Source organism: uncultured Paraglaciecola sp., assembly GCF_937123705.1.
Classification (GTDB): Bacteria; Pseudomonadota; Gammaproteobacteria; order Enterobacterales; family Alteromonadaceae; genus Paraglaciecola.
Map to the genome: position 1 here is coordinate 42,941 of NZ_CAKZKO010000204.1, position 13,285 is coordinate 56,225.

9 protein-coding genes are annotated in these 13,285 nt (G+C 42.5%); 3 read left to right on the forward strand and 6 right to left on the reverse strand.

The window, feature by feature from the left end:
• Positions 1-44 precede the first annotated feature (44 nt).
• Complete coding sequence (locus Q0688_RS25150) at positions 45-2,408, forward strand: MFS transporter (RefSeq protein ID WP_299083952.1); 2,364 nt, start codon at positions 45-47, stop codon at positions 2,406-2,408.
• Positions 2,409-2,621: 213 nt separating this feature from the next.
• On the opposite strand, the gene Q0688_RS25155 is transcribed toward Q0688_RS25150, so the two are convergent.
• From Q0688_RS25155 to Q0688_RS25165, 3 genes are all read right to left on the reverse strand, one after another.
• Positions 2,622-5,090 carry a penicillin acylase family protein gene (locus Q0688_RS25155; protein WP_299083955.1) on the reverse strand — a complete coding sequence of 823 codons (2,469 nt, stop codon included), beginning with the start codon at positions 5,088-5,090 and terminating at the stop codon, positions 2,622-2,624.
• 222 nt (positions 5,091-5,312) lie between these two features.
• Positions 5,313-6,512 carry an NnrS family protein gene (locus Q0688_RS25160; protein WP_299083958.1) on the reverse strand — a complete coding sequence of 400 codons (1,200 nt, stop codon included), beginning with the start codon at positions 6,510-6,512 and terminating at the stop codon, positions 5,313-5,315.
• 42 nt (positions 6,513-6,554) lie between these two features.
• Positions 6,555-6,776 (reverse strand): hypothetical protein, encoded by a 222-nt coding sequence (locus tag Q0688_RS25165; protein WP_299083961.1) that lies wholly within the window; start codon positions 6,774-6,776, stop codon positions 6,555-6,557.
• Positions 6,777-6,905: 129 nt separating this feature from the next.
• Here Q0688_RS25165 and Q0688_RS25170 point away from each other — a divergent pair, with 129 nt between their 5' ends.
• Positions 6,906-7,343, forward strand: coding sequence for an Rrf2 family transcriptional regulator (locus tag Q0688_RS25170; protein WP_299083964.1), 438 nt, complete (start codon positions 6,906-6,908; stop codon positions 7,341-7,343).
• A gap of 96 nt (positions 7,344-7,439) precedes the next feature.
• On the opposite strand, the gene Q0688_RS25175 is transcribed toward Q0688_RS25170, so the two are convergent.
• Positions 7,440-8,171 (reverse strand): ABC transporter substrate-binding protein, encoded by a 732-nt coding sequence (locus Q0688_RS25175; protein WP_299083967.1) that lies wholly within the window; start codon positions 8,169-8,171, stop codon positions 7,440-7,442.
• 344 nt (positions 8,172-8,515) lie between these two features.
• Between Q0688_RS25175 and Q0688_RS25180 the strand changes: the two genes are divergently transcribed.
• Positions 8,516-10,798 (forward strand): YgiQ family radical SAM protein, encoded by a 2,283-nt coding sequence (locus Q0688_RS25180; protein ID WP_299083970.1) that lies wholly within the window; start codon positions 8,516-8,518, stop codon positions 10,796-10,798.
• 47 nt (positions 10,799-10,845) lie between these two features.
• On the opposite strand, the gene pckA is transcribed toward Q0688_RS25180, so the two are convergent.
• Both pckA and Q0688_RS25190 read right to left on the reverse strand, forming a co-directional pair.
• A complete protein-coding gene (pckA, locus tag Q0688_RS25185; RefSeq protein ID WP_299083973.1) occupies positions 10,846-12,495 on the reverse strand; it encodes a phosphoenolpyruvate carboxykinase (ATP) in 1,650 nt (549 codons plus the stop codon).
• Positions 12,496-12,779: 284 nt separating this feature from the next.
• Positions 12,780-13,172: a phasin family protein gene (locus Q0688_RS25190; protein ID WP_299083976.1), complete on the reverse strand. Its 393-nt coding sequence runs from the start codon at positions 13,170-13,172 to the stop codon at positions 12,780-12,782.
• Between the last annotated feature and the right edge of the window lie 113 nt (positions 13,173-13,285).

Genomic DNA, 13,285 nt, shown 5'->3' on the forward strand with positions numbered 1-13,285 from the left:
TTAGACATTCCACAACAATCCCCTGACATTTTTGAGTAATATCTGTGCAAAAAACACTTATTTCACTGACTTCATTATTTATTAGTTGTTTCATCCTGTTCCTAGGAAATGGGTTAATCAATGTACTGCTGCCGGTGCGAATGGGGCTAGATGGGGTTAATATTGATACTATTGGTATTGTATTATCTCTATATTATGCAGGTATGCTGATTGGGGCGATCTATGGCAAAAACCTAATCAAAAGAGCTGGTCATATACGGATGTTTTCCAGTTGTGTAGCCCTTGGAGCGGTTAGCATTCTGCTATGTAGTCTCTATTCCAATCCCATTATGTGGGGGGCTATGCGCGTGGTGATTGGCTTCTGTAATGCTTGTGCGTTAACGGCCATTGAAAGTTGGTTGAGTGATAGTTCGAGTAAAAATAATCGCGGAAAAATCCTTGCAACCTATAATGCTGTGGTACTTGCTGGCTTATTTGGTGGACAGTTTTTAATAAATATTGCAGATCCTATCAATACCAGTTTATTCGTTATTGCAGGGATTTTATTATGCGCGGCTACTATACCCATTGGCTTGAGCACTAAAAAAGGCCCGAAGATAGAATTGGTCGATCCAATGCCTTTAGCAAGGCTCTACCATATTTCCCCCTTAGGAGTTTTTAGCTGTTTGATAGCGGGAGTTGTATATTCTGCACTCTTTAATTTACTTCCTGTATTCGCCCATGATTTCAATATTGTTGGCCTCCAAATGTCTTGGTATTTGGGCGCTGGTATATTTGGCGCTTTAGTGTTGCAGTTTCCTGTAGGGTACTTATCTGATTGTTTTGATCGAAGAAAAGTGTTGCTTGTCCTACTCGTCATTTCAGCAAGCGCTGGGCTTATAAATATTATCTTCGCGCAATTGGGATTCTCATTCCCGATGTTTGTAGCTACTGCAATATCCTGTGGCATAGTAGCCTGTATTTACCCTCTGAGTATTGCCGAAGCGTTCGACAGATTGCGCCAAAGTGAAATGGTAGCGGCTATGGGATCTATGATCATTGCCTTCTCTGTAGGAGGGGTGTTAGGCCCAATTTTAGCGTCCATCGCTATGACCTATTTTGGGGCAGCTGGATTATTTTATTTCTTAGCTCTGGTGCAATGTGTACTGGCCGTGTTTGTTATTTATAGAATGAGAGTTCGACAGGCCTTGCCAATTGACCAGCAAGAACATTTTGTTATGCAAAACTCCGCTGCGCCTCCTTCAGTAGAGCTTGATCCACGTTCCGAATATGCAGAGCAGGTTCAAACAATAAGTGCCGAAGGAAAGACGGCCAAGGCCATCGCAAAAGTTGACCCGGTAGCAGCCGTGAATATGGTGAAAGCAATCAGTATTGTAAAACCTTCTCTTGCCATAGACGTTGCCGCGACCATTGCTAAAGTCAGAAATATTGACTTAATACAACTCATGGATACATTGATGCAAAGCCTGCCTTATGAAGCCTCTAAGTCCACTAAAGCCCTTGTCACGGCGCGGCCAGAGTTTGCATTTGAACTGATAATGCGGCTTGGGAAATTTTATCCAGAGCATGTTGTAACTGTAGCCGAAGAAATTGGCCAAGCGTTACCCGAACTGCGCGTAATAACAACTAAAGCAGTGATGGAGGTAATGCCTGAATCTGCGCTAGAAATGGCAGAGTACTATGCCCATTTGTTATCTGAGGAGCATGAGGCGATACGACCGGCAGAACGAGATGATGATAGGACTGAAGAACATGCAGTGAACATTAGTGCCGAGCTTTGGCAGGGCTTGGCAGAGCAAGCCATAGAGGTGGCGGTTGCAATGGCCGATGCAATACCAGAATCAGCAGCAACTCTAGCCCAAGAATATATTGCATCTAATGCTGGTGTTACTTCTGATCTTGTACAAGAAAGTAATACACCTAGCCGAAAGGTAAATGCAGATATAGTTGAGACAGAGCAAGTACATGATGAAAGTGAGTTTGAGAGCACTGTCGAATTGGTCTCTCGAATTGCCGACGTAGCGCCTAAGCAGGCTTTGGATATGGCCGTGGCGGTAGTGAATGTATTACCCGACAGTGCAGCAGATGTTGCAACAGCAATGGCGGCTAAACTGAGCGGCCTTGAAGCTACTAATGAAACTGGCAGTGTTAACAGTGGGATCCAAGTGTTTACTCAAAATGAAACAGAAACTCAGACTGAGGACAACATGGAACATCAACAAGCTGTCGAGTTGGTGAATCGTTTAGCCGATGCTTCACCAGATAATGCATTGGATGTGGCTGTTGCCGTTGTAGAGGTGCTACCTGAGTCTGCTTCAAAAGTCGTTGATGCTATGAGTGAAGGAGACGAGTCTGTTGATGAAGAGTGGATGACCGCGATGAGTGATAAACCAAAAGTATTCGAATGAGTTTTTGCTACTTTGAAGGAACAGTTATACCAATTCATCCTAACAATTAGTCACTCAGAGAACACCAGCGACGTTTAAATCTCGCTGAGTGATCAATTGTTAGGATGGATTAATGGTATTAGATAGTTCCTAAGTTTGAGATAAATACCTTCAATCAAAAAAGCCAGTCAGATGAACTGACTGGCTTGCTAATTTTTGATTATAGTATGCTTGTTATTCGTCGATACTAATGCTTTCGCCTATAGCTTGAGCCGCAATTTCTTCAGGGCTAAAAGCCATAGGTATCCAGTTCTTCTCAGAATAGCGACGAGTTTGGTCGCGATGATGAGGGCTGGTTTTATCGGCCGATTGTGAGAAGCCTAATAGTGCTTCTGCAATTGGACCATTGGCATCCCAAGTGACCGTTTGCATATAGGTTGGTCCGTGTGTGACTGGACTATATACTCCGTTTTCATTGGCGCCAGGAGTAGACACAACATTAAAGACTCCTTCTTGGCCACGGCCTCCGTGCATTGGGATGTGCTCACCATCATTACCGGCATCGGTTTCAAATTGCAGGTTACCCCACTGTTCGTCTAAGGCTACGTTGCGATCAACAAAAAATTGAATCGCATCACCTAACGCTTGACGGGTAGTTTGATTAATGATCAAATCTCTAGGAGTGTTGACAGGATCGGCTTCATCAAATGGCACACTAAAGGCAGTATCAATATTGCCTTCGTAGTTTACGCGGCGAGAAAACTCTCTAAATATGTGAGCCCCACGACTGCCAACGTTGTTAGCTCTATCCCAATCATCCAGAATGGCACATGCGCTTGTTGCATCAACTGTACCACCGCCTGTGATGGGCATAAGTGGATTAGCTTCGCAGTCGGTCAGTACGTCATCTAGCACCATTTCGGCGGCGTAATTACGATTACTGTAACCTACCTCTTGTAATTTACGTAAGCTGAATTTATTGCCCCCTAATCCATCCTCGCCACTTAATCTATCTTGCACTTGGATCACGCCCATACGGGTACGTAATAAACGCGGCGCGGCAGCGTCTACATTGACACCCGGTCTGGCGAGTAAGTTGCGGCGCAGCAAAGGCGAGAACTCTTCATCAAGGGGGGTGTCAGGATTACTCATCCAGTAACTGTCGTTAGAGTTAGTGGAGTAGGTTGTATTCAATAATACTGGCAAGTTTGATGCACCAAAAATACCGGCTTGAGGAGAATCGTCATCTACTCCCCATTCACAGGCTGCGGTACTGCCATCTAGCCCCGGAATACCGGAAGCGGCTAAAGCTTGTAGCGCCGGGCTGGTTGCAATACAGCCTAAAAACTTACTGGTGCTTACATGAGGCACAGTTGATAAGTCGGCATATAATGCTTTGCCATGGCGGTCGGCTGCTATGGTGTTAACAAAAGGTAGACCAATTATGCTCTTCATTCTGTCTAACAAGTCTTCGGTGCTGGTGGCCTTATTCATCGAATACCATTGGTTTAACCCGCGAGGATTTTCTGAAGAAGCATCACGAATAGAAAATGCTAGATTTAAGGTTCCCCATGGTGGGAGCGCGCCATTAACTAAATTCGCAGCTAACATGGGGCCATAATGTGACGTATATATAGCTCCCTGGTGGCTTGAACCATCGGGCAGGGCCACACTCACTTCATGTTTTTCAATATCACGCTGTTCCATTTCACCTTCGGCGTTTTGGTAATGATATTTCATGCTATCGCCATCAACCAAGGCCAATTGATATAAAGTAAAGCGTTTGGCGGTAGATACTGTGTGGCTCCAAGCTACATCATTGTTAAAACCAATATTGACGAAAGGTTGGCCTTGTTGGCCGGCGCCCATAACGTCGATTTCTCCGGGAATAGTTAGATGAAACTCATAAAATCGTTGTACCCCTTGCCAAGGTTCATGGGGATTACCATAAAGCATACCGCTACCATTTTCGGTTACGTCGCTGCCTAAGGCATAAGCATTACTGCCCCCTGTGAGTACATTGATTTTGGATAGGTCAATATCTGCTTTTGCTGCAACAACTTGGCCCTTCATTCCTGTTGGGGCAGGAGGCGTGGCATAAACTATAGGGCTGATAAAATTAGATAGTCCTCCACGTAAGTTACCTTTGTTGTATACCGCGGCCAAATCTAATTCAGTGATTTCGGTCACCCAAGCCTGACCTGCACAGGCAGGATCGATGTTGTCTATGCCGTTATCTCTAACGAAACGGCTATATCCAGCAGCATAACCTTTAATGGCATCCCGTACCTCGGGTTCCATTTCATCGAGTAACTCGCTTCTACGCTCAACTCGGTTATACCAAGTGTAAAAAATATCGCGACTAATATTGCCCTGGTTAGGATCTAAATGCAGCGCACTGGTACCGCTAGACACAACGATTTCACGGGCCAATGAACAAATATTGTCTTGTGCAAAGGCATAACCTAATCCATAGCCTAAGCCTTTATAATCTTGCGCGGTAATATGGGGGATACCAAATTTAGTACGCTGAATATCTGCTGAAAATTCTGGTGGCTGTGGCGGCTCAGGGGTTGGGTTTTCTATTACTTCAGGGGCATCATCATCATCGTCATCATTGCAACCAGATAGACTCAATGTTGCGGCTAAAGTGATACCTGCAAGTACTGCCATACTCAGTTTTTTAAAGTGAAATTTTTGCATTTAGATCCTCATTTTCTGTTTTTGTACATTGTAAGGAGGGTGTTGCGTTTAAAAAATGCGCACAGGCTAGTTTCTTCATAATTTCATAGGCAAAGCAATACTTTTAATATTGTTTAAATTGATGTTTTTCTATAAATAACGTTGTTAGGGAACTGGGCTGGTATAAATGCCTCAGCAAAACACCGCAAAGTTCAACTGGCCCTAGTGTCTTAAAAATAAAGGCTAGCCGTCTCTACCATCAGGTCTTGGGCTTGTGAGTATTCTGGCGTAAGCCACAACATAAATGCCAAAGGCGAATGCCCAGATTACGGCGGAGATCACATTAAGATTTACACCCACATAACTCTGAATGTGAGCAGAGATAAGCCGAATGCTGGCGGCAATAATAATGACAATAAAGGCATATTTCATGGTCCAATTTGGAACAAGTGGCCTGCCAGAATGTCCCAGCGAAATTCGCGCAATCATGGCTAGTATTAACGAGCTCATGGCACCTGCTGTTAATCCGTGTAGTGCATTGGATGCGGATATATTGACTCCAGCATAATGTAAAGCGAACAACATAAAGCTGATGGGGATAAACCAGTAGGCCAGATGTAACGACCAGACTAAGGGGGTCTTAAAGGTGACTTGGGGTCGCCAGCGAATTGCTCTGTAGCTGTGCGCCATTGCGCCGCTAAAAAATATCAACACCATAAGTTGACTAGGCAGCCTAAGCTGGATATTGGCAAAATGAATTACCACTAAACTGGCTGTTAGGGCTATTACCGATTTTTCAAGCCAAGTTAAATTCTCAACCTTTATAGTTTGTGTGCCATTTGCAGTAAACATAGGGAACACTCGACCAGCAATAACTGTCATTATCAGGGTGACTAGCATAACAGTGCTGTATAATCCTTGCGTAAAAAACTGTGCTTCGCCGGTGATAACCGAAAGATGGCTGAAGCCGTTAGCCGTTGCCAGTAACATTAATAGGGGGACAAAAACCAAGTTGCGATATTGTTTCACTTTTAATACTAAGCGGGCTAAAAATAGCGCGGCAAGCAGTAAAAAGCTGATATCAACTAGGGCGGTAAACCACAAAGATGTATCCAACAGCATCAAAATACGAGCCAATAACCACAATCCAAAAAGCAATATTAAAGGTTTACCATTAGTGGCGCGCAAGCCGGTCCAACTTTGTACCGCTGTTAGTAAAAAGCCTACAATAATCGCAGCTACAAAACCGAATAACATTTCGTGTGCATGCCAAAAAAATACCCCACCGTAAGGGATAAACTGTAGCTCTCCTGCCAATATCGCTGCCCAAGCAGTGATGGACAAAATTGAAAAGATACATCCAAACAGAAAAAATGGCCGAAATGCCTGTCGCCAAATCGGTGAGATATTTTGCTGTTGTACTGGATCTGAAATATTTAACATTTTACTACTCAGTCTTTACTTCATTTGTTAGGGAGAATAGGTTTAATTAAGAGCTTGGCCAAGTTGCTTTTGAGCGACTAAGCGTAAAACATAAGACACTTTAAAAAAACCAGCCAGTACAATTTGCGCCACATGTAACAATGTTAAACCTAGAAGCGGGAAGTGGCTCTCATAGCCATATGCCAATACAGCGCAGATAACAAATATGCTGAATGTAGTCAGCATTGAAAAGTTTGCCAATTTAAGGAGTAACTTGTTATTCATAACATGCCTTTAAAAAGTATCTTTTGTTAAGGTGCATATTAGATGTATTATATAAAGGTGTCAAACAGACATTAAAAATTTAAATAATTATCCCGAGTTCGGGTTAATTAAACTAACTGAAGACCGCTTATGCAACTGACCCGTTATACTGACTATGGACTGCGCACCCTTATCTATCTGGCATTACTGCCTAAAGACAAACGCGCCAGCATTGATGAAATTAGCCGTATTTACGACATTTCTAGAAATAACGTAAATAAAATTGTGCATCAACTGGGCAAGGCTGGGATCATTGAAACTAAGCGGGGCAAGGGTGGAGGGTTTCTTTTAAAGCGTGATCCGGCGATGCTTAATATCGCCGAAGTTGTGCTGCTACTGGAAAACACATTGCAGGTAGTTGAGTGTCAATCGCCTCAATGTAAAATACTACCAGCTTGCAAACTTAAAGGGATATTAGGCCAAGCGACTCAAGCATTTTTGGATTGCCTAAAGACTTACACTTTGGCTGACTTAATAGAAAGTGAGAGCAATAATTTGATCCAAATTCTGAATCTTGAATCATATTAACTCGATCTTGTAGTGGTGCAATAAAATTTCAGGTGTAGGCCAAGGGCGGTGGTTAATTGTTTGGCATTAAGAGGCGCCGTTAATCCGTCAGGTGGGTTATTGGTATTTTTGTAATATTGCCTCTAATTGCCCTGTACTCTTTAAATTATATAGCTGGCTTTCAATTGAACTTCTGAGTGTTTTGGGGAAATGATCCGAAAAACTCAAATTCACATCGTAGTTGGGGATGATATCTGAAAAGTCATGCACGTTTATTGATTCACTTGAAATTCCCAATTTATGCAAATGATATCCAAGCCTTGAATTCATTTCTATGAAAGCGGTTACTCGCCCCTTTAGCACCATTTCTATAGCGGCCTTGTGAGTATTGACATAAAAAACCTTTTCGGGTTTCTTGTTTATATAATCTATCAAGCCAGGATAACTAAAGCCTCGAATGAGCACTAAACTTTTATCGAGAATATCATCTATTGATTTATAAGGTGTGCCTGCAGTGGTCATTAATACATGTCGAACTGTCATTAGTGGCGTGGCTGACAAATCGAAGGCTCGTGCATCTTGCCATTTAGCAGAGCCGTAAGTTAACCAAGGTTCTTTTGATTTTTCTAGTGTTACGACCATGCGCTTAAAGGGCAATGTTTTATATACTAGATTAACATTTGGCATATCTAGTTTTCTAATTACGTCTGTGACAATACCGCTATTTTCAGATGGGATTTGAATGGGTGCAGAAGATTTGTCGGAAATAAAATAAGTTACATCTATTACATTGTTTGATTTTACAATGCCTGAATACAACAATAGTGCTAACGTCAATAATTTGTGCATCTTAACTTATTTAACCAATTAGAATATTGTTTGATAATATATCAAAAATAATCACTAATGGTAGTGATTCATCGTAGCTGAAATGAACATAATACCATTGTCCATAAATAAGTGACCACTCAGAAAGGGCGAGTTTTAAAAGGGCTTACTCTGCGTTGCTCGAATTCGCAGTAGAATATCTATTACTTCATTCAAGGGCCTTGATTAAGCTATTTTAAACTCTCACTGAGTGAGCACTTATTTATTGAGATTGGTATAACTACTAATAGGCTGCTGAAATTAAGCCTACACATGATATAATCCCGCCGATTTTTTGAACAGCTACGTAGATTTCCGAGACCATTATGCCAACTATCCAACCAGCCTCCCGATCCAAGCCCGTTGCCCGTATGAAAGCCGAGCGTGGTTTGTTTTCTTTTCCTAAGTATTGGGCGGAATGTTTTGAGCCTGCGCCATTTTTGCCCATGTCGCGTAAAGAGATGGATAAGTTAGGTTGGGATAGCTGCGATATTATCTTAGTCACAGGTGATGCTTATGTGGATCACCCTAGTTTTGGCATGGCAGTGATTGGGCGTACTCTTGAAGCACAAGGTTTTAGAGTGGGCATTATTTCCCAGCCCGATTGGCACAGCAAAGATGCCTTTATGCAACTTGGCGAGCCCAATCTGTTTTTTGGCGTCACCGCTGGCAATATGGACTCGATGATCAACCGCTATACGGCCGAGCGAAAACTGCGCCACGATGATGCCTACACACCTCACAACGAAGGCGGAAAACGCCCCGATCGAGCGGTAACTGTTTACACACAGCGCTGTAAAGAAGCGTACAAAAAACCTGTGGTCATTGGCGGAATCGAAGCCAGTTTACGACGTATCGCTCACTATGATTATTGGTCAGATAAAGTACGCCGCAGTGTGTTGTTCGATTCTAAAGCCGACATGTTGATGTTTGGTAATGCCGAGCGTCCACTACTTGAAATGGCGCACCGTTTTGCCGCTGGTGAAACCATCGAACAAATGCAAGATATTCGTGGTACGGCTGTGCTTCGTAAAGAGCCGTTACCCGGTTGGCAAGGGGTGGATTCCACCCATCTCGATAGCATTGGCAAAATTGATCCAATTATCAGCCCCTACGAAACGATTGAAGATAAATGTGCGGTATCCTCCGAAGCTGAAAAACAAGCGGCCATAGCCGAACAAAAAGCGCAGCCTATAGTCGTGCAGCCGTTTACTTCAAAAACAGAAAGGCGCAAACCTTGGGATAAAACCTATGTGATGCTGCCTGCTTATGATGTGGTTCGGGCCGAGAAAACTCACTACGCCCATACGTCACGTATTTTACATAAAGAAACCAATCCCGGTTGTGCTCGTGCTTTAGTGCAGCGCCACGGCGATCGTATTATTTGGATCAACCCACCTGCGTATCCCCTTGAAACCGAAGAAATGGATGCGGTGTTTGATTTACCTTATGCGCGCGTGCCGCACCCTAGTTATGGCAAAGCCAAAATTCCTGCCTACGACATGATTAAAACCTCGGTGAATATCATGCGTGGCTGTTTTGGTGGCTGTACGTTTTGTTCGATTACCGAACATGAAGGTAGGGTGATCCAAAGTCGTTCAGAAGATTCCATTATTCGAGAGATAGAAGAAATTCGCGACAAAGTGCCCGGTTTTACCGGTGTTATCTCAGATCTTGGTGGCCCAACCGCCAATATGTACAAGTTACGTTGTAAAAGCCCCAAGGCCGAACAAGCTTGCCGCCGTTTATCTTGTGTGTGGCCTGAAATTTGTGGTCATTTAGATACCGACCAAACACCAACGGTTGAGCTGTATCGCAAAGCTCGAGATGTAGAAGGGGTCAAAAAAGTTCTGATTGCCTCGGGTGTGCGTTATGACTTAGCCATTGAAGATCCGAATTACGTTAGAGAGTTAGTGACGCATCATGTGGGTGGCTATTTAAAAATTGCCCCAGAGCACACTGAAAAAGCCCCGCTGGACAAAATGATGAAGCCGGGCATGGGCACTTACGATAAATTTAAAGAGTTATTCGACAAATACACCAAAGAAGCGGGCAAAGATCAGTATCTAATTCCTTACTTTATCTCGGCTCACCCCGGTACTGAAAATGAAGATATGTTGAATTTGGCCTTGTGGCTCAAAGAGCGCAACTTTAAATTAGACCAAGTGCAAAACTTTTATCCGTCACCTATGGCCAACGCCACCACTATGTATCACACCAATAAAAACCCGATACATAAAGTCAGCCATAAAAGTGAAGTAGTTGAAGTACCTAAAGGTGAAATTCATCGACGTTTGCATCGTGCATTTTTGCGTTATCACGATCCAGCTAATTGGCCATTATTGCGAAAAACCCTCAAGGAAATGGGCAAAGCGCATTTAATTGGCAATAGCCCTAAATGTTTGGTGCCAGCGGAAAGTCGCAATGAACTAAAGGGGAGAGATCAAAAAGAATTTGCGAAACGTTCAGGCAACAAAGCTTATGCTAAAGGAAAGTCAGCCAGTGCTGAAAGAGGCAAAAAAGGGCTAACCCGTTTTAGTGACAATCAACCTCACAACAAAACGGGTAAGTCAGAGCAAACAAAACCTAAAAAGCGCAAACCTCATTAGAATTTAACCTTGTGAGTGTTTACGCTTTTGGTGCTTAAAGCTCGAAATTATAAGTGCGGGCCCGCTTTTTCTAACGCTTTGCCATCTTGGTTATCGGTAAACTTAGTAAAGTTTTCGATAAATAATTTGGCAAGATTTTGGGCTTTGCTATCCCATTCATTAGCGTCTGAATATGTTTTGCGCGGATCTAAAATATCGCTATTCACACCTGTCAGCACTTTAGGGTAAGCAAGATCAAAGTAAGGCAGTAATTCACATTCTGCCTCTTCCACTTCGCTACTTAAAATGGCATTAATGATGGCACGAGTATCGGCCAAACTAATTCGTTTTCCTGAGCCATTCCATCCGGTATTTACTAAATAAGCACTGGCTCCTGAATCTGCCATACGTTGTTCGAGCACTTCAGCATATTGAGTGGGATGTAAGCTCAAAAAAGCCTGTCCGAAACATGAAGAAAAGGTGGGGGTGGGCTCGGTAACACCGCGTTCGGTGCCGGCTAATTTAGCAGTAAAACCAGACAAATAGTGATACTTAGCTTGCTCGCTGGTTAAGCGGGATACGGGTGGAAACACGCCAAAGGCATCAGCGGTTAAAAATATCACTTTTTTTGCATGGCCCGCTTTGCTAATACCTAACACTCGGTTTTCAATATGTTCTATGGGATAAGAAACACGGGTGTTTTCGGTTTTTGAATTATTGGAATAATCTGGCTCACTTCCGTTAATTACTACGTTTTCTAGCAATGCATTACGCCTAATTGCTTTATAAATTTCAGGCTCTTTATTGGCATCTAAATCTATGGTTTTGGCATAACAGCCACCTTCGAAATTGAAAATGCCCTCGTCATCCCATCCGTGTTCGTCATCACCTATAAGAGCTCTGTCGGGATCGGCCGATAGGGTGGTTTTGCCTGTACCTGATAAACCAAAAAATATTGCGGTATCTCCCTCTTTACCAACATTGGCAGAACAATGCATAGATGCTATGCCTTGTAATGGTAAAAAGTAGTTCATCATGGAGAACATACCCTTTTTCATTTCACCGCCATACCATGTGCCACCAATGAGTTGCACTTTTTCACTCAGGTTAAAAGCCACAAAGGTTTCTGAGTTGGTTTGGTGTTTTTCGAAATTTGCATCTGAGGCTTTTGAGGCATTCATAACCACAAAATCAGGCTCAAAATCATCGAGTTGTGCTTCAGTTGGGCGAATAAACATGTTTTTCACAAAGTGAGCTTGCCAAGCCACTTGCATCACAAACCTTACTTTAAGGGCAGTGTTTTCGTTAGCGCCACAAATGGCATCAACAACATACAAATCGCTATTGGAAAGTTGTCTTTGGCTGATTTCTTTGAGGGCATTCCACGTCTCTAATGAGATTGGTTTGTTGTCATTTTTATTGTCAGCGGTTCGCCACCAAACAGTGTCTTTTGAGGTGTCATCTTTAACAATAAATTTATCTTTAGGAGAGCGTCCAGTATAAATTCCGGTGTCGACATTGACTGCACCTGACTGGGTCACAGTACCTTTTTCAAAGCCCGTTAATGCCTCATCGGTTTCGGCGGCATACAAAGCATCATAACTTGGATTATGTTCGATATTGGCAATATTATTGAGACCAATTTTTGTTAAATGCGTGCGAACTTTTTCGAGTCTGCTATTGCTTGAACTATGTGGCTGCGGTTTTGTTATTGTCATGTTTTAATCTAATACTCATTATTCAGGTATTCTTGCGGCTTTATAATAGTGTCAAAACCTTAAGCGCTAGTTGTACCAAAATGGTTAATCTATTGAGGACATTGCATTGTTTTATACACAAAAAAACATGATAAATCTCAATATCGATATTATCTTGGCTATAAACACTGTGAATAAAAGATTACAAAATGAAAGGGTAAGACTTTGTGGATTGATATAAATTTTCAATAAAAAAAGAGAGCCTTAAGGCTCTCTTTAAATTATCAATTAGGTTGTAATCGAAGTTATGCTTTTTTCACTGCAGGCTTAGCAGATAATTTTGCAACAGCGGCAGTTAGTGCGTCAATTTTGTCGCTTAACTCTTCGATTTTTTTGTCGGCATCAGTACTGTTCAAACCAAGTTTAGTGCGAACTGTTTCGATGCGAGCGTCGATTTCAGTTTTAGCGGCTACTTTAGTTTGTACTTCTTTAACCTTGCCTTTACCTTCAGTTTCAAGCTTTTCGCCTTTAACCACTAGCTCTTCAAACAATTTGTTTGAATCAGTAGAAAGTGATTCGAAACGACCTTTCACTTCTTCGTAGCCTTTACCGTATGCGCCAAGACCGGCTAACCATACTTTACGTGCCATTTCTTCAGCAGTAGCGGCTTTTTCTTTAATCATGTCGATGTTGCTCATAATATTTACTCCGTAGATGTTTAAAATTAAGTGTATTGCTTTGATGGAACCCATAGTACGGAGGAAAATTAGAAATCGCATACTAATTAACCCGAATTCGGGTTAATTAAACA

Bases quoted from the DNA above. Each gene is read 5' to 3' on its own strand.
- Q0688_RS25155 (WP_299083955.1), bottom strand. From the start codon at position 5,090: ATGCAAAAATTTCACTTTAAAAAACTGAGTATGGCAGTACTTGCAGGT.
- Q0688_RS25160 (WP_299083958.1), bottom strand. From the start codon at position 6,512: ATGTTAAATATTTCAGATCCAGTACAACAGCAAAATATCTCACCGATT.
- Q0688_RS25165 (WP_299083961.1), bottom strand. From the start codon at position 6,776: ATGAATAACAAGTTACTCCTTAAATTGGCAAACTTTTCAATGCTGACT.
- Q0688_RS25170 (WP_299083964.1), top strand. From the start codon at position 6,906: ATGCAACTGACCCGTTATACTGACTATGGACTGCGCACCCTTATCTAT.
- Q0688_RS25175 (WP_299083967.1), bottom strand. From the start codon at position 8,171: ATGCACAAATTATTGACGTTAGCACTATTGTTGTATTCAGGCATTGTA.
- Q0688_RS25180 (WP_299083970.1), top strand. From the start codon at position 8,516: ATGCCAACTATCCAACCAGCCTCCCGATCCAAGCCCGTTGCCCGTATG.
- pckA (WP_299083973.1), bottom strand. From the start codon at position 12,495: ATGACAATAACAAAACCGCAGCCACATAGTTCAAGCAATAGCAGACTC.
- Q0688_RS25190 (WP_299083976.1), bottom strand. From the start codon at position 13,172: ATGAGCAACATCGACATGATTAAAGAAAAAGCCGCTACTGCTGAAGAA.